Origin of the sequence: Lactobacillus taiwanensis DSM 21401 (assembly GCF_001436695.1) — a bacterium.
In the GTDB taxonomy this organism is placed as follows: domain Bacteria; phylum Bacillota; class Bacilli; order Lactobacillales; family Lactobacillaceae; genus Lactobacillus; species Lactobacillus taiwanensis.
The window spans coordinates 1-17,938 of sequence record NZ_AYZG01000020.1; the positions used below are offsets into that span (position 1 = coordinate 1).

Genomic DNA, 17,938 nt, shown 5'->3' on the forward strand with positions numbered 1-17,938 from the left:
TAGTTGCTTGATTCTTTTTCAAAACTATTCATCAACAGGATTTGACAAACAGCCCTTTTTTTGTATAAAATGCGTAATGCAAACTAAGATTATAAAGATGATCCCTGCACTTATCATTGGAATACGGTAATTTGGAAAAATTAGTAATACAATAATCATCGAAATAAAGAAAAGCAATACTGCTAGATCAGATAAAGGATAAAGTGGCATTTTAAATGAAGAGAGCTCCAGTTTAGGCGTTTTCTTTCTATATGTCATATGGGTAATAATCATTATCGACCAAATTACTAAGAACATACTTGTTGCTGTTGCAGAAATGAATGTGAAAGCGTCTTTTAAAAAGAAATTTAATAATGGAGCTAATGCAATTAAAATTGTTGAAAATATTAAAGCGTTTTTAGGTAATTGACGATGGTTTAATTTCCCTAAATGCTTACTTATCTTATTCTTACTCTTATAGTTTATTGAAAATAATAAGCGGCCAGCGCTATAGATAAAACTATTAGTTGATGAAATAGCAGCACTTATTACCACGAAATTAATAATGGAACCTGCATTTTTAATTCCGGTTGCACCTAATGCTTGAACAAATGGTGAACTGGATGTTGAAACTTTATCCCAAGGTATAGCCAATAAAATACTAAGAATTGCTAGAACATAGAATAAAATAATTCTAACTGGTAATTGATCGATTGCACGAGTAATAGTTTTTTTAGGTTCTTTAGCTTCAGCCGCAGTTAATCCAATCAATTCAACACCAATGAAACTAAAAATTACCATTTGAAATCCTAATAAGAAACCTTTTGGTCCCTTTGCAAACATACCTCCATCGACTACCATATTTTGCCAACTTACATGACCGTACTTGGTTGTTCCATTTGTAATCAAGAGATAGAACACAAGAATAACGAATGCAATGATAGTAACAATTTTTATAATTGCAAAACTAAATTCGAGATTTCCAAAAACACGGGCTGAGATAAGATTAATTGCTAGTAAAACCAATAAAGTAATTAATCCCGGAATCCAACTTTGTAGGTGTGGCCACCAATACTGAAAATAAATTCCTAAAGCAGTAATTTCTGCCATGGCCAATGTCAGCCAACTGAACCAATATAAATATCCAGTTGTAGTTCCAATACTTTTTCCAAGATACTCGCTAATAAAATCAATATAAGTATTTTTATTAATATCCGAGAGTATCAATTCTCCTAATGCTCTCATTAAAAGAAAGAGAAAAAAACCTACTAGACAGTAAATAAAAATTACAGCAGGACCTGCTAATTCAATACTGTTGCCGACACCTAGAAAAAGCCCAGTTCCAATTGTCCCTCCCAACGCAATTAGTTGAATATGGGCATTCGTTAAACTACGTTTCATAGTTTTAACCTCAGATGATTCTGAGCTATTTTTTGACATTAAAATATAAAACTCCTTTCATAGTTTATTAAAATTTTAACATAAAAATCTATGATAACTGCTAAATTGTATAGTTTTTAATATTTTTTATAGGATTTGAGTTAAGAAATTAGTTGTGAAATATTTTTCAATATTAGTAAAAATGAAATCGTTAACATTACTGAAAATAGTTATTTCTTACTTTTAATCATATTGTGAATTTGTAAAAAAGTGCACAAAGTCATTTACAAACGTTCAAGAGAGGCGCTATACTGTGATTGTTCATAAAAAATGCCTAGATTTCCGAGTAGGAGGCCCAATAGATGGTGCAAGATAAAAAGGCTGAAAAAGAAAATAAAGCAATCGATGTAAATAAAATGATTGATAGCTATGTTGAAAAGGCACATAATGCCTTGGATGAAATGGCTAATTTTAATCAAGAACAAGTTGATAAAATTTGTGAGGCTATTGCAAGTGCTGGTGAACAAAACAGTTATTTGTTAGCTAAGATGGCAGTTGAAGAAACTGGCCGTGGAGTAGTGGAAGATAAGACTATAAAAAATATGTTTGCTAGCGAAAATATTTGGAACAGTCTTCGTCATGAAAAAACGGTTGGCGTGATTGAAGAAGATAAAGAAAAGCAATTAATTAAAATTGCAGAACCAAAGGGTGTTATAGCTGGTGTAACACCTGTTACTAACCCAACTTCAACTGTAATTTTTAAGGCTATGCTTGCATTAAAGACTAGAAATGCTATTATTTTTGGTTTTCACCCACAAGCACAAAAGAGTTGTGTTAAAACTGGTGAAATTATTCGTGAAGCCGCAATTAAAGCCGGTGCTCCTAAGGATGCTATTCAATGGATTGAATATCCTAGCCTTGAAGCAACTAGTACGTTAATGAACCATCCAAACGTTCAAACTATTTTGGCTACTGGTGGTCCTGGAATGGTTAAGGCTGCTTATTCATCAGGAAAACCTGCTATTGGTGTGGGTCCTGGTAATGGTCCATCATATATTGAAAAGACTGCAAATATTCCGGAGTCTGTATATGATATTGTTTTATCTAAGACTTTTGATAATGGAATGATTTGTTCTTCTGAAAACTCTGTTGTAGTAGATGAAGATATTTACAATAAGGTAAAGGAAGAATTCAAGTCTTGGAATTGTTACTTCTTGAAGCCAGATGAAATTAAGAAGTTTGAAGAGAAATTCATTGATCCTAAGAGAGGAACAGTTGCTGGTCCTGTTGCAGGTCGTTCTGCTTATCAAATTGCAAAATTATGTGGTGTAGATGTACCAGAAGATACTAAAGTAATTATCGCTGAATATAAGGGAGTGGGTAAAAAGTATCCTTTATCTGCTGAAAAACTTTCTCCAGTATTTACTATGTATAAAGCTAAGGATCACGAAGATGCTTACAAGATTTGTACTGATCTTCTAAACTATGGCGGTCGTGGTCATACTGCTGGTGTTCATTCTCAAGATGAAAAAGTAATTGATGACTTTTCAATGAAGATGGATGCATGTCGTATTTTGGTAAATTCTCCGGCTTCAGTTGGTGGTGTTGGTGATCTTTACAATAATATGCTTCCTTCACTTACTTTAGGAACTGGATCTTATGGTGCAAACACATTCTCACATAATATTGGTGCTAGAGACTTGCTAAACATTAAGACAGTTGCAAAACGTCGTGACAATATGCAATGGATTAAGGTACCGAAGAAAACTTATTTCGAACATAATGCGGCAAATTATCTAAAGCATATGCCAGATGTTGAAAGATTTTTCATTGTTACTGATGAAGGCGTAGCAAGTAAATATATTAATAAAATTACTGATATCATTAGTCAACGTCGTGGTAAAAAGAGCTATGAAGTTTTTCAAGCAGTAACTAAAGATCCAGATACCGATATCATTGCTGATGGGGTCCATAGAATGAATATCTTTAAGCCTGATGTAGTTATTGCTGTTGGTGGTGGCTCAGTAATGGATGCTGCCAAGGCAATGCGTTTATTTTATGAAAATCCAGATATGAGTTTTGAAGATGCTTATTCAAAATTTCTAGATATTAGAAAAAGAACAGTAAGATTTCCAAAATATAATGCCATTCAATTAGTATGTATTCCAACTACTTCGGGTACTGGTTCAGAAGTATCTCCATTTTCAATTATTAAAGATACTAAAACGGGTATTAAACATACTCTTTGTGATTATTCTTTAAATCCAGATGTTGCAATTGTTGATGACCAATTTGTAGAAACTATGCCTAAAGAATTGATTGCTCGTTCAGGGTTTGAAGCATTAGCTCATGCAGTTGAAAGTTACGTTTCAACAATGGCCACTGACTTTACTCGTGGTTGGTCAATGGAAGCTATTAAATTGATTTTTGAAAACTTAGAGAAGTCATATAATGGTGATCAAAGTGCAAGAAGTAGAATGCACAATGCTGCTACCCTAGCTGGTATGGCATATGCAAATGCATTCTTAGGAGTAGGTCATGCAATTGCTCATACTGAATCATCTGAATTTGGTGTTCCAAGTGGCTTAAGTGATGCAATTGCAATGCCATATGTAATTAAATTTAATTCTAAGAAGCCTAGAAAACTTGCTATGCGTCCGCACTATTCAACTTTTAGAGCAGATAAAGATTATGCAGAAATTGCACGTAGTTTAGGTTTAAAGGGAGACACTACTCAAGAATTAGTTGATGCCTTAATTAAGAAGGTTGTTGAACTAGGGCATGGCGTAGGAATGAAGTTAAGTCTTAAAGCTAATGGAGTTAATGAAACAGATTTCAATAATAAGATTGAAAATATGGCTATTGAAGCTTATGGTGATCAAAATGTTGTAACTAATCCTTCTGCTTTATTAATTGGTGAAATTAAGGAATTAATGAAAGAAACTTATGCAGGAAAGGGAATTGAAGCTTAACTCTTTTTCTCATACCTCATTTGAAATATTAATATGAATTCGCACATAAAATGTGTCTGGGAAAAAACTAACTCCTAGACCATAAAAAAGAACGATGATTTCCATTTGGATTTCATCGTTCTTTTTCTATACTTTTAGTTTCTTCCTTGATATCATTAAATCACCACAAAATAAAAACAAAAAGGTGGAAACTAATATGTACAAAAGTTATAACACAGGTCAAACTGCTTTAACACTCAATTTGGATTTTGCTATTCTCAGCAATCACTTAGCTAATGCTATCAGCTGATTTGTGGATTCAATTCTAGAAGAGTATTTTCAGGCAGAAAGATTGAGCTGATGCTAGAGGAAAATCTGCCCATGATGCTTTTGACTGACCAGCAAAAGATTTCATATCATACTATCAATAACTTCAGATCCAGCAGCCATGCCAATGAATTGGTTAAAAAAACTTTATCTACTTTACCAATCTATTGGTGGATGAGGGGCTAATCAATGAAGAGACTATTTTTATTGATTACACTAAAATTGAAGCGGATGCCAATCGCTATACTTTTGTCTGGTGCAAGGCAGTTGAAAAGTTTCATGATAAGCTTAAGGGACAGGCAGTTGAGGCTTACGATGAGCTGATAGCTCAAGAAGTAGTCAAGGAAATGAACAAAGAAAAAGTTCAAACCAGCCAAGGACTAGTAGAGCTTGCTCAAGAAACTGAAGCTGAAATTGAAAAGCTGACTAAAGAAATTGAGTAAGAGCCTCAAGCCATTCCTGGAGGCTCGTCCAGAAAAGCAAGAAGACGCGGACTTAAAAAGCTGCTCCATAAACTAAGAAAAGACTATGTTCCTCGAATGAAGAAATATGAAAAAGCAGAAAAAACATTTGCTGGTCGCAACAGCTATTCTAAAACAGACCATGATGCGACTTTTATGCATATGTGCGACTTTTATGCATATGAAGGAAGACTACATGAAAAATGGTCAGCTTAAGCTTGGCTACAATATCCAAGTAGCTACTACAGATCAATATGTAGTCGATTACGCTTTGTCCCCTAATCCAACAGATTTCAAAACTTTAGAGCCGTTTTTAGATCAAATGACCATGTTGGATAAATTCCGATAAGATCGTATCCGATACTGGCTGCGGCAACGAATATAATTGCTCAATGCTGGAAGAAGAATATCTAGATAAGAAGTATTTTATTCTCTACACTATGTATAAAAAAGAACAAGGCAGAAAGTATAAAAATGATCCATCCAAGCTGAGCAATTGGTACTACAATGAAAAAGATGATTATTACATTGATCATCTTGGCGTTAGATTCAACTTAAAATATTATAGCCAGCGTCCAGTACGCTATAATCCTAATTGGCAATATTTAAAAGAAAAAAAGAAGTTCTTCAAAGCGACAAACGCAAACCTATCTACGGTATGAGGAAATATGACGTAGAGCCAGTTTTTGGGCATTTGCGTACTTGGTATGCGTAGAACACATCTAAGAGGCAAAAAGAAAGTTGAAACAGATGTCGGAATAGCCTTCATGATGAATATAAACAAATTTTGGAACAGAAGATAGAAGACCGTTTTTGTTTAGTGCTAAAAGAAAAAAGGACAATCAAAACTCAATTGAGAATTTTGATTGTCCTTTTATTATGATCTAGGAGTTAGTTTTTTCCCAGACACTTTTCTTAATGTGTATGTAAATTAAATTAGTTTAACTTACCGGCTTTCTTCAAGATGTCTTGAGCCTTTTCAAGATAGTGATGTTCAGCTCTAAAGGCATCAATGTCACCACCGTTGAAGTCGTTTAATTTAGCAAGCTTGTCATCTAATTCTTCAAAGTCCTTCTTTAAATCGTTGATAACAGGTTCTTCTTCTTGTTCATAGACGTAGTGATTTTCGGTTGAATCTTTAGGACCTTCACCCTTGAATTGTTCGATCTTGTCTTCGTCTTTGTCGACTTTTCTTGCGTGCTTAAGAATTGATTTAATATCCTTAATTGTTTCGTGTTGAGCGGTGCGATGTTTCTTATCATCAATACTATCTTCAATCTTTGTTAAGTGACCTTCTGCATCTGAAATCTTCTTAGCGATTCTATCTAATGCCTTGAGTTCTCTTTTTGCATAATCTGTCATAACAATATACCTCCTAAAATCTTTCTATTAACTTAATCATCCTTATTATAAAATCTAATAAGTGTAGTTTCAAGAATAAGGCGTTATTTTATGAAATAACCGTATAGGTTTGAAATATCTAATAATATTATAAAATTAAATACAATTATTTAATTAAATGAAATTAGCTGATAGTATATGCGTTATTTTTATTTCATGCTTTAACTGTATATTTCTACATAAATATACAGTAATTTTCATTTGATGTGCTGTATTTATAAGAAAGAAGCGTGGAATTAATGTTTAGAGAAAATGCAAAAAATATTCATGAAAAACTTTTAAAAGAAAATGATCCAGATGTATGGGAAAGAATTAGTCATTTTACTTTTGAAGAAGTACAAGATGATGTTGACTTACCAAATAAAACAAAGTTACTTTCTAATTTAGTATGTTTATTGGGGATGCAAGGAGTAGAGAAATTTGCTTAATGCTTCCAGTTGCCTTGGCTAATGTTGTCAGCCCTATAGAAGCAAAGGAAGTTGTTTATCAAGCAATAGATTATTTAGGGTTAGGACGGGGAATGCCATTTTTTAAAGTAATGAATAATATATTACTTGAACGTGGCGTAAAATTATCTTTGTCAAGGCAAGCCACTACTACAATGGATAATCGTCTTGAAAAAGACGAAGAAACTCAAATGAGACTGTTTGGTCCACAAATGAAAGATTTTGCTAAAAAAGGAATTATTAATAGATGGTTAGTAGATAGCTGTTTTGGAGATTATTACACTAGAAAAGGGTTAGATGATAAAGAGCGCGAAATGATAACTTTGTTATTTAGCTGCTCAAGGCGGATGTGGACCACAATTATTGGCACATGCAAAAGCTAATGCAATTAATGTTATTAACCAAGTAAAATAGATTATTTATAGTTAAATAACTGCACTGAAATTTTAGAGATTTCAGTGCTTTTTATTATGGCTTAATGGCTAGGACGAAGAAAATATAGTAGAATATATGTTCGAAAGGAGATAGCGCCATGAATACCGATGAACTATTGAGCTACGCGATAAGACATTTTGGAAGAAATAGTATTAGTAAAGTTAATAATAACGCTAACATAATTGCTTTTAGTTCACCGATTACTAAAAAATGGTTTGCTATTTTAAATTTAGATCCTAAAAGTAAAAAATTAAATCTTAATTGTGGTGAATTTTCGGAAACAATTAAAGATCTGCCTGGGTTTTCAACTGCTTCTTTAGTGAAAGATGATAATTGGGTTGAAGTTAGTTTGCTTTTAAGCGAGCAAAAAATAAAGCAAGCGTTGGAATATGCTTTTAAAGTTGTATTAATGACAAATAAAAAGAATAATCCAGAAAAATTAATTTATATTCCTGATGCCAATCAAAATGATGAAAAAAATGTATATCATGAACAAAAATTAAATTTTAAGAATTGGAAAAAATCGTCACGTTTTGTTGAAGAAAAAAATAAATTTACTGAAGATAAAATTGATTTAAATTTTGAAGAAACTCAATCTGTACCTAAAGAAATTAAAGAAATGATTAAGTCGTATCAGTATTCATTAAATGGAGCTATTAGAAGAGAACAAAATTTTTATTCTCAGGGGAAATTAATGGCTGATTATGAAGATGACTATGATCGAAAGCAATCATTCTTAAGATATTATCCAACGTATCATGACTTAACTGTGGGCCAGGCTCGGACATACTTTACTTGGCGAACGAAAATAAGACACAATATTTATGAAAAAAATTCAGATTCATATGCTTATATATATTTATATGAACTACTGAATGGAATTGGAGTTAAAAATTCGCAAGAAGGATTAGAGAGGCTAATTAGTTTTAATAAAAATTATGCTCAAAAATTTTCTTCAGAAATGGGGGCTTATATTGAAAGATGGATTCGTGATTATCTTATTTTTTATAATATTGATTCGAAAACTTATGACTCATTTATTAAGGAACGCGATAAAGATAAAAAATATGAACAATTACTATATCCGCAAAATTTTTCTGAACATGAAGTTGTTACTAGTTTAATAAGGCTATCGAACTATAAAATTACTAATTGTCCTTTATATAAAAAGGATGAAGAAAAATTTGAACATTTATTGGCTTTAATTTGGCAGCGAATTTTAGATTTGAGACAAGATGGATTTGATTTTTTTACTAATTACATTGCGTATAAAAATCAAATGACAGTTCAGCTTTTTGCTGCTGCTGTTTTTAATCATAATTTGATTTCAAAAACGAATAGTTATGAAGTTGATCAAATTAGAAAGTATTTTTATGATGAAGAAAAGAAAACTTGATATTGTGAATCTTATTGGGGATTAGCTGGTCAAAAAAGTATTGTAGGAAATTTATTGCATGAAGTTGATCGTGAAGTAAGACAAAGTTTTCATTTAAGAAGAAACTTAAAGCCTAGAAAAATTGAAAAACATTATCTTCAGGCGATTAAAGATGGAATAAAAGAATATCAAATAGAAGAACAGAAGCTAAATCATCCTGAACTAGAAATTAATTTATCTCAATTATCTATGATTAGAGAAGATGCTGCAGATACCCGAGATAGCTTGTTGACCGAAGAAGAGCTTAAAGCTGAACAAGAAGAGAAGACTCAGGTTGAAGAAAATTCTGTAGATAATGTTAAAAAAGATTATGGCTTAAGTAAGGAAGAAGTAACCACAGTAATAATGCTTTTAAATGGAGAAGATCCAAAGAAGTATCTTAAAGAAAATCACTTAATGGCAGCAATTGTAATCAATAATATAAATGAGAAAATGTTTGATGAAATTGGAGACAATGTAGTTGAGTTTATAGATGATGCACCTATACTTATTGAAGATTATCGGGAAGAGTTAGAAGATATGTTTTTGAAAGGAAATAGTTAATAAAATGGCTAATCAAAAGAGAAAAGTGCCTAAAAGAATAGCTCAGACTATTTTAAACTCTTTAAAAGGAGGAGTAGTTCCAAGAATCGGCCTGCCATATATTACAGTAGGACGAAAAGCAGAAATTGAAGCTTTATTACATGATGTGGAATTGATTGGAGAAGGAGGAGCTTCTTTTAGATTTATCGTAGGGCGGTACGGTTCTGGTAAAAGTTTTTTACTTCAAACAATTAGAAATTATGTAATGGATAAGAATTTTGTTGTAGTTGACGGAGATTTATCACCAGAAAGACGTTTGCAAGGTGGAAAAGGACAAGGATTGGCTACTTATCAAGAATTGATTCAAAATCTTTCTACTAAAACTCGACCAGAAGGAGGAGCCTTAACTTTAATTCTTGATCGTTGGATTAATTCAATTCAAATGCAAGTTGTAGCAGACACAGACTTAAATGAAGGTAGTCCGGCCTTTGAAGAGGCTGTTAATAAAAAGATTTATGTGGTAATTTCAAGTTTGTCCGAATTAGTACATGGTTTTGATTTTGCTAAATTACTCGAGATGTATTATCAAGCTTATGTTAATGCTGATGAAGAAACTAAGGCTAAAGTTGTTAAATGGTTTAGAGGTGAATATGCTAATAAAACTCAAGCTAAAAAAGAATTAGGAGTAGATATTGTAATCTCGGATGATGATTGGTATGAATATTTGAAACTTTTTGCGTCATTCTTTAGACAAGCAGGATATACAGGTCTGATGATTATGATCGATGAATTAGTAAATATTTATAAGATTCCCAACAGCATTAGTCGTCAGTATAATTATGAGAAAATATTAACCATGTATAATGATGCTCTTCAAGGAAAAGCAAAGTATCTTGGCGTTATTATGTGCGGTACGCCGCAAGCTGTTGAAGATAAAAGAAGGGGAGTATATTCCTATGAGGCTTTACGTTCTCGTTTAGCTAGTGGGAAATTTTCTGAAGCTGGAAATCGTGATATGTATGCCCCAGTTATTAAACTTGATCCACTTACTCCAGAAGAAATGCTTGTTTTAACTGAAAAACTCGCGGATATGCATGCTAATTTATACGGATATGAAAAAGTAATCACCGAAAATGATTTAGAAAAATTTATTAAGATTGAATATTCACGTGTAGGTGCATCTTCTAACATTACACCACGTGAAATTATTCGTGATTTTATTGAACTATTAGATATTGTTTGGCAAAATCCTCCGACTGATATTGAGCAACTACTTAATTCAGATAAATTTTCTTATACTGGGTCAAATGTAGTTTCAGATGATAAATCTGATAATTTCGCTGAGTTTAGAATTTAAGTGAAAAATGGATATTTTTACACGTTTTGCTCCTTTTATTCAAGATTATATTTATGAACATGATTGGCAAAAATTACGTTCAATTCAAGTTGGAGCAGCAGAAGCTATTTTTAATAGTCAGGATAATGTATTATTGGCAGCTTCAACAGCTTCGGGGAAAACGGAAGCTGCTTTCTTTCCTATTCTGACTGAACTTTATGAAGATCCTTCTAAATCGGTTGGAGTGTTGTATATTTCGCCATTAAAAGCGTTGATCAATGACCAATATGAGCGTTTGAGCGACCTTTGCCAAGAGGTTGACATTCCAGTTTGGCGCTGGCATGGTGAGGTAGCTCAGACTCAAAAACGAAAATTGCTTAAGCATCCTTCTGGAATCTTACAAATTACTCCAGAATCTTTAGAGTCATTAATGATTAATAAGCATATGGATATCCCGAATTTATTTCATGATCTAAGATATGTAGTCATTGATGAATTACATTCTTTCTTAAGATCAGATCGTGGGGGACAAACTTTTTGTCTGATTGAACGCTTGTCTAAAATGGCGGGAGTTGATCCGAGACGTATTGGACTTTCGGCCACAATTGGAGATACGAAAGCAGCCGCAGAATTTTTAGGTGCTGGTTCAAGGCGTAAGACAATTGTTCCTAAGTCAGAAGGTGGCGGTCAAGTTTGGCGTCTATCAATGGAGCATTTTTATGATAATGGACCACAAGCTGATAGTAGTGACTTTGATCCAGCGCAACCAGTTTTAGATGAAAAAAGTGATCAAGCCCCTGAGATGGCTGATCCGTCAATGGCTTATATTTTTGAACACACACGTGGAAAGAAATGCCTAGTTTTTACCAACAGTAGAGAAGAATGTGAAGCTGTTTGTCAAATTTTAAGACAATATTGTGAAATAAGACATGAACCGGATCGTTTCCTAATTCACCATGGTAATTTGTCCGCAGCTTATCGCCAAACAGCAGAAGCTGAGATGAAGGATGAGGATTCATTTATGACTACTTGTGCTACTGCAACACTTGAGTTAGGAATCGATATTGGAAAACTAGAGCGAGCATTTCAAATTGATGCACCCTTTACTGTCTCTGGCTTTTTGCAGAGAATGGGTAGAACTGGCCGACGTGGAAATCCATCTGAAATGTGGTTTGTAATGCGTGAATCACATCCTGAATCTCGTGCCATGCTTCCAGAAATTATCCCTTGGTCCTTACTTCAAGGTATTGCCTTGGTTCAGCTTTATTTGGAAGAAAAATGGGTAGAGCCACCAGTGCCGAATAGATTACCATATAGTTTGCTTTATCATCAGACAATGTCTACTTTAGCGTCAAATGGAGAAATGACACCAGCAGAGTTAGCTTCTAGAGTATTGCCCCTTCGTTATTTTCATAATGTTAGTCAAGATGACTATCGCATATTGCTCCGTCATCTAATAAAAGAAGATCATATTCAGCAAACAGAAAATGGTGGCTTAATTGTTGGTTTAGCTGGGGAAAAAGTAGTTAATAATTTCAAGTTTTATGCTGTTTTTCAGGAAAATGAAGAATATTCGGTTAAATCTGAGTCTGAAGAATTGGGTACTATTGTTAAACCACCGCCGGTAGGCGATAAAATTGCTATTGCTGGCCGTGTGTGGGTAGTAGAAGATGTTGATCGTAAAAGGCATCAAGTTTATTGCCATCCAGTTAAAGGGAGAATTCCTGCATATTTTGGTGATGTAGCAGGTGATATTCAACCTAAAATTTTACAGAGAATGAAAAAGATTTTAGGCGAAAAGATAAAATATCCGTATTTAATGGAGCATGCAGTAGCGCGTTTGAGAGAAGTACGAGATACCGCAAACACTTCCCGGATGCTAGAAAGTAATTTAATTAATTTAGGTGGAAAAATGTGGTGTCTTTTTCCTTGGACTGGAACCTATGCTTTCTTAGCATTAGAAAGATTAGTTAAGATTAAATGTGCTAAACGGGTAGGATTAAGAGGCTTTAATTCTAGTCGTCCATATTTTATGCAATTTGCAATGGATGTAAACAAGGATGAGTTTCTAGAAATTTTAAGAGAAGAAGCAAATAAAGACTTTGATCCTTTGGAGCTAGTTTATCCGAAAGAAGTTCCTGTTTTTGATAAGTATGATGAGTATTTACCAGATGAATTAGTAAGAAAGGAATTCGCACAAAGTATTTTAGATATTAAAGAAATGAAAAATTGTGTGAATAATTTAAGATAAAAAATAACCATTCAGTATCCGCTAACTGAATGGTTATTTACTTTATTATTTACTTATCTTCGTAACCTTTTGGGTGGGTCTTGTGCCAGTTCCAAGCAGTTGCGATAACGTCATCAACGTTTTCATGCTTTGGTTTCCAGCCTAAAATTTTACGAGCTTTGCTTGAGTCTGCAACTAAGGAATCAGGGTCTCCGCCTCTTCTTGGTCCAATAGTGTAAGGGATGTCAATACCAGTAACTTTCTTGGCAGCTTCAAGAATTTCTAAGTTAGAGTATCCTTGAGCAGTACCTAGGTTGAAGACATCAGACTTGTTGGTTTCCATTACATGCTTAAGAGCTAAGATGTGAGCGTCAATTAAATCTTCAACTTGAACATAGTCACGGACATTGGTACCGTCTTTAGTGTCGTAGTCGTCACCAAAGATAGTAAAGTTACCGTCACCAGAAATAGCACTCTTCAAGATGTTAGGAATTAGGTGAGTTTCAGGACCGTGATCTTCACCAATTGAACCGTCACTTGAAGCACCTGCTACGTTGAAGTAGCGAAGAGCGATTGACTTGATACCATCAGCTTTGTCGGCCCAGTGCATAATCTTTTCCATCATCATCTTAGTCTCACCGTATGGGTTGATTGGATCAAGTGGTGTATCTTCAGTAATTGGTAAAGTCTTTGGAATACCGTAAGTTGCAGCACTTGATGAGAAGACCAAATACTTAACTTTAGCGTCATCCATTGCTTGAAGTAATGAAATCATACCAGAAACATTGTTGTCATAGTACTTCAAAGGCTTTTTAACAGATTCAGGAACTAAAGAGTAAGCTGCAAAGTGCATTACAGCATCAATATTTTCATCACGTAAAATCTTGCTTACTAAGTTAGTATCTTCGATATCGCCTTGGTAAAATTTAGCCTTTTTATCAACAGCCTTTCTGTGGCCAGTGTAAAGAGAATCTAAAACGACAACATTGTTTCCTTCTTCAATTAACTTTCTAACAGCGTGAGAGCCGATATAGCCAGCTCCACCGATAACTAATACTCGCATTAACTAGTTACTCCTTTTTTATTAAATAATAACCGAATCAAATTAATTTTATCATAATAGATAGATTTAAAATTTCGATTTAAAAATTTTGAGCATAAATAGTGCAATTTAATAATATAGGTTTAAAATAATAAATAAGAAATTAAGCTTATAAAAAGTAAGAGGATAAAAAGATGCAAACAATAAAAAATATAATCATTGGATTCGGTAAGGGTGGAAAAACTTTAGCTAAATTTTTAGCACAAAAGGGTGAAGAGGTATTAGTCATTGAAAAATCTAATAAAATGTACGGTGGTACTTGCATTAATATTGCATGTCTTCCTTCAAAAAGATTGATTATTGAAGCAGCTAATGGTGTCAGCTATGTAGATGCAGTAAATGGTAAAAATGAAATGACAGCGCAATTGCGAGATAAGAATTATCACATGCTAGCAGATGAAAAGAGCGTAACAGTATTAGATGGAGAAGCGCATTTCATCGCAGATCATGAAGTTGAGGTGATTTTACCTAATGGTGAAAAGGCTAAATATAGGGGAGAGAGAATCTTCATTAATACTGGAGCCGTTCCAGTAATGTTACCTATTCCAGGTTTAAAAGAAAGTAAGTATGTTCTGAATTCTACTCAGGCAATGGATGAAAAAAAGATGCCAAAGAATTTAACAATTATTGGTGCTGGTTATATTGGCTTAGAGTTTGCTAGTATGTTCGCAAAATATGGTAGTAAAGTAACTGTACTTGACCATAGTAAAGAATTTTTAAGCCGTGAAGATGAGGATATTAGTCAATTAGTCAAAAAAGATCTAGAAGATGTCGGTGTACATTTTGAACTTGGCGTCGATATCGAAGAAATTTCTGATGGAGAAAATGAGGCAAAGGTTCGTTATCAGGTAGATGGTCAGGAAAAAGAGATTAGTACAGATCGAATCTTAGTGGCAACAGGAAGAAAACCAAATATTGAAAATTTAGGATTAGAAAATACTGCAATTGAAGTAACTGATCGTGGTGCGATTAAAGTAGATGATTTCTTAAGAACAACTGTAGATAATGTATGGGCAATTGGAGATGTTAAAGGTGGTCTTCAATTTACTTATATTTCACTAGACGATTTTAGAATCATTAAAGATCAATTATTTGGCACTGGCGCACGGATGATTAGTGATCGTAAAGTAGTACCTTATAGTGTATTTATTTCACCAGCTTTATCTCAAGTTGGCTTAAATGAAAAGCAAGCACAAAAACAGGACAAAAAATATAAATTGTTTAAATTACCAGTTGCTGCTATTCCTAAAGCTAAAGTGGCTAAAGATAGCAGAGGATTATTTAAAGCTCTAGTTGATCCTGAAACTGAAGAAATTTTAGGTGCAACCTTATATGGAATTGAGTCGTATGAATTAATTAATATGATTTCGTTGGCTATGAAAGCTCACTTATCTTATACGGTTTTAAGAGATCAGATTTATACTCATCCAACTATGTCAGAAGCCTTTAATGATTTATTTAAATAATTGGTATCATAAAGTTTTCATAACTTATTTTTATAATATAAAGTAATTTAAGAAATGAGGTAAATGAATGAAGTTTAATTCAATTGAAGACACTTATACATTGAATAACGGGGTGAAGATTCCGATTATTGGCTTTGGTACATGGCAAACTCCTGACGGGGATGTTGCAAAGCACGCAGTAGAATCTGCACTCAATGCAGGGTACCGCCATATTGACACTGCTGCAGCTTATGGCAATGAAGAAAGTGTCGGAGAAGGGATTAAGAGAAGTGGTGTAAATCGTCATGATTTATTTATTACTACTAAACTTTGGAATGCAGATCATGGTTATAAGCTGACTAAGGAAGCTATTGATAGAAGTCTGCAAAAACTAAAGGTAGATTATTTAGATTTATACTTAATTCATTGGCCTAATCCAGCTTCAATAAGAGATCACTGGGTAGAGGCTAATGCCGAAAGCTGGAGAGCAATGGAAGAAGCGGTGCAAGCCGGGAAAATTAGGGCAATTGGAGTCTCTAATTTTAGAAAACATCATTTAGATGAACTGCTTAAAACAGCAGAAATAAAGCCCACTGTTAACCAAATTATGCTTAATCCAAGTGATTTACAATCGGAGGTTGTTAAAACAAATAATGATTTAGGCTTGTTAAGTGAAGCTTATAGTCCTTTAGGTACAGGTGGCTTACTAGAAAATGAAGTTGTTAATGAAATAGCCAATGAAGTTGAAAAATCACCGGCTCAAGTTTTAATTCGTTGGTCTTTAAAACAAGGATTCTTACCGTTGCCTAAGGCAGTACACGATAAATATATTACAGCTAATATTGATGTATTTGATTTTGATTTAAATAATGAACAAATGGAAAAATTAGATGGTTTACATGGAGTTAGTGGCTTAGCTACTGATCCTGATAAAGCTAATTTTTAATGAAAAGTCGGAGTAGGATTACTTCGACCTTTTTGTTTGTAAAAAATCATAGATTCTTTACAGGAGAAGAAAATCTTTGTTATAATCTTAGTGTTAATGCTGAATTAGCTCAGTTGGTAGAGCGCTTCCCTCGTAAAGAAGAGGTCGCCAGTTCGATCCTGGCATTCAGCACTCAGGGTATTAACTAAAGAAGCTTTTCAAAGAGTTCAGTTGAGCTTAATTTGAAAGGCTTTTTTGTATATTTTATAAAAGATTTCGTACCTTTTTCGTAATAAAAAGTAGGACATAAATCTACTCCAGGCGAAAGAGGGATAAAATGAATAAACTATTTGAAAAGAAACTATGGCTTGGTTTTACGGAAGATAAAGTGTTCGGAGAAGTAATGTCAAATAAGGGATTTTGTAAACACGTTTTACAGGGAATTTTACCAGAACTGTCAATTGATGAAATTTATTTTCCGCATAAGCAAGAAGAAATTAACGATCCTGAATACTATAGTCAAAAAGATGTACGCTTAGACATTTTAGTTGAGGATTATAATCATAATCTTTATAACATTGAAGTTCAGACTACTAATACTGATGATATCGCTAGACGAATGCGGTATTATGCTGCAAAAGCAGATCAAAGATATACTTTGAAGAAGGGCAGTACATATCGAAACTTGAAGAATGTATATATAATTTTTCTTTGCACATTTACACGAACTGAAAAAAGACCAATTAGAAATAAATATTTAACTATAAATTCCAATGGAATTCCAAATGGTGACGAAACGAAAACTTTGCTTAATTTGGTGAAGTTGATGAAGAATTTACCTGTATCTGGCGATACATATTTTGATATAGCACAAAATAGAATTAAAGAAACTAATAGTGATGAGAATTGGAGGGATATGATTATGGATTATGAAACTAGATTGTTAGAGCGCGAGCAAGATTATGGGGATAGTTTCTCTAAAGAACAATTGAAGGAGTTTCTGAGAGAAAATTAATAATAGAAAAGAGAAAATAATGTCTTTAATCTATACTCGGTTTGCTGTTAATACAGATTTACCTAATATTATGCATATTATTAATGAAGCTAAATCTTTCTTAAAACAGAGTGGAAGTAGTCAGTGGCAAGGAGCATATCCTGCTGAAGAAACTATTGAAACTGACATAAAGAATAAATATGGACTAGTTTTAATAGTAGATAATCAAATTGCAGGATATGCAGCAAGCATAGTTGGTGAAGAACCAACATACAAAAAAATTGATGGCGCTTGGAAAAATAATATTGATCCCTATGCTACTTTTCATCGCTTAGCGATTAGTAGTAAATATCGAGGTGTGCACTTGGCTAGCTTTATGTTTTCAGATTTAATTTCAATTATGGCTAGCCAGAAAATCAGAAATTTTAGAATTGATACTTCACGAAAAAACGAAATTATGCAACATTTAGCTGTAAAACATAATTTTATTGAACGTGGCATTATTCAAGTTGATGAAGATCCAGAAGACCCAAGCCGGTTAGCTTATGAATTGAACATTTAATAAAGTT

At 33.4% G+C, this 17,938-nt stretch carries 12 protein-coding genes, 1 tRNA gene and 2 pseudogenes; 12 read left to right on the forward strand and 3 right to left on the reverse strand.

Annotation, left to right across the window (positions count from 1 at the left end; translation table 11 throughout):
• Window positions 1–24: 24 nt before the first annotated feature.
• On the reverse strand, window positions 25–1,419 hold the full coding sequence (locus FD18_RS03995) for an amino acid permease (RefSeq protein WP_057718748.1): 1,395 nt from the start codon (window positions 1,417–1,419) through the stop codon (window positions 25–27).
• Window positions 1,420–1,721: 302 nt separating this feature from the next.
• Between FD18_RS03995 and adhE the strand changes: the two genes are divergently transcribed.
• Both adhE and FD18_RS04005 read left to right on the forward strand, forming a co-directional pair.
• Window positions 1,722–4,331, forward strand: coding sequence for a bifunctional acetaldehyde-CoA/alcohol dehydrogenase (gene adhE / locus FD18_RS04000; RefSeq protein WP_057718749.1), 2,610 nt, complete (start codon window positions 1,722–1,724; stop codon window positions 4,329–4,331).
• Window positions 4,332–4,527: 196 nt separating this feature from the next.
• Window positions 4,528–6,033 (forward strand): annotated as a pseudogene (locus FD18_RS04005) (transposase).
• A gap of 1 nt (window position 6,034) precedes the next feature.
• Here the strand turns inward: FD18_RS04005 and FD18_RS04010 are convergent.
• Complete coding sequence (locus FD18_RS04010; RefSeq protein WP_057718750.1) at window positions 6,035–6,460, reverse strand: hypothetical protein; 426 nt, start codon at window positions 6,458–6,460, stop codon at window positions 6,035–6,037.
• Window positions 6,461–6,738: 278 nt separating this feature from the next.
• Between FD18_RS04010 and FD18_RS04015 the strand changes: the two are divergent.
• From FD18_RS04015 to FD18_RS04030, 5 genes and pseudogenes are all read left to right on the forward strand, one after another.
• A pseudogene (locus tag FD18_RS04015) lies at window positions 6,739–7,359 on the forward strand (carboxymuconolactone decarboxylase family protein).
• Window positions 7,360–7,477: 118 nt separating this feature from the next.
• Window positions 7,478–8,776 carry a TerB N-terminal domain-containing protein gene (locus FD18_RS04020; RefSeq protein ID WP_235499871.1) on the forward strand — a complete coding sequence of 433 codons (1,299 nt, stop codon included), beginning with the start codon at window positions 7,478–7,480 and terminating at the stop codon, window positions 8,774–8,776.
• A 54-nt stretch (window positions 8,777–8,830) separates the two neighbouring features.
• Window positions 8,831–9,358 (forward strand): tellurite resistance TerB C-terminal domain-containing protein, encoded by a 528-nt coding sequence (locus FD18_RS10075; protein ID WP_235499872.1) that lies wholly within the window; start codon window positions 8,831–8,833, stop codon window positions 9,356–9,358.
• Window positions 9,359–9,362: 4 nt separating this feature from the next.
• Complete coding sequence (locus tag FD18_RS04025) at window positions 9,363–10,694, forward strand: ATP-binding protein (RefSeq protein ID WP_057718751.1); 1,332 nt, start codon at window positions 9,363–9,365, stop codon at window positions 10,692–10,694.
• 7 nt (window positions 10,695–10,701) lie between these two features.
• Entirely contained in the window at window positions 10,702–12,924 is a 2,223-nt protein-coding gene (locus FD18_RS04030) for a DEAD/DEAH box helicase (protein WP_057718752.1), read from the forward strand.
• A gap of 49 nt (window positions 12,925–12,973) precedes the next feature.
• On the opposite strand, the gene galE is transcribed toward FD18_RS04030, so the two are convergent.
• The gene (gene galE / locus FD18_RS04035) at window positions 12,974–13,966 is read right to left on the reverse strand and encodes a UDP-glucose 4-epimerase GalE (RefSeq protein WP_057718753.1); all 993 of its coding nucleotides are present in this window, start codon (window positions 13,964–13,966) and stop codon (window positions 12,974–12,976) included.
• 173 nt (window positions 13,967–14,139) lie between these two features.
• Between galE and FD18_RS04040 the strand changes: the two genes are divergently transcribed.
• From FD18_RS04040 to FD18_RS04060, 5 genes are all read left to right on the forward strand, one after another.
• Window positions 14,140–15,471: an FAD-containing oxidoreductase gene (locus tag FD18_RS04040; RefSeq protein WP_057718754.1), complete on the forward strand. Its 1,332-nt coding sequence runs from the start codon at window positions 14,140–14,142 to the stop codon at window positions 15,469–15,471.
• 67 nt (window positions 15,472–15,538) lie between these two features.
• The gene (locus FD18_RS04045) at window positions 15,539–16,396 is read left to right on the forward strand and encodes an aldo/keto reductase (RefSeq protein ID WP_057718755.1); all 858 of its coding nucleotides are present in this window, start codon (window positions 15,539–15,541) and stop codon (window positions 16,394–16,396) included.
• 98 nt (window positions 16,397–16,494) lie between these two features.
• Window positions 16,495–16,567, forward strand: a tRNA-Thr gene (locus FD18_RS04050).
• A 145-nt stretch (window positions 16,568–16,712) separates the two neighbouring features.
• The gene (locus FD18_RS04055; RefSeq protein ID WP_083486754.1) at window positions 16,713–17,390 is read left to right on the forward strand and encodes an Rpn family recombination-promoting nuclease/putative transposase; all 678 of its coding nucleotides are present in this window, start codon (window positions 16,713–16,715) and stop codon (window positions 17,388–17,390) included.
• Window positions 17,391–17,409: 19 nt separating this feature from the next.
• Window positions 17,410–17,931, forward strand: a complete 522-nt coding sequence (locus FD18_RS04060; RefSeq protein ID WP_057718756.1) for a GNAT family N-acetyltransferase — start codon at window positions 17,410–17,412, stop codon at window positions 17,929–17,931.
• Window positions 17,932–17,938: the final 7 nt, after the last annotated feature.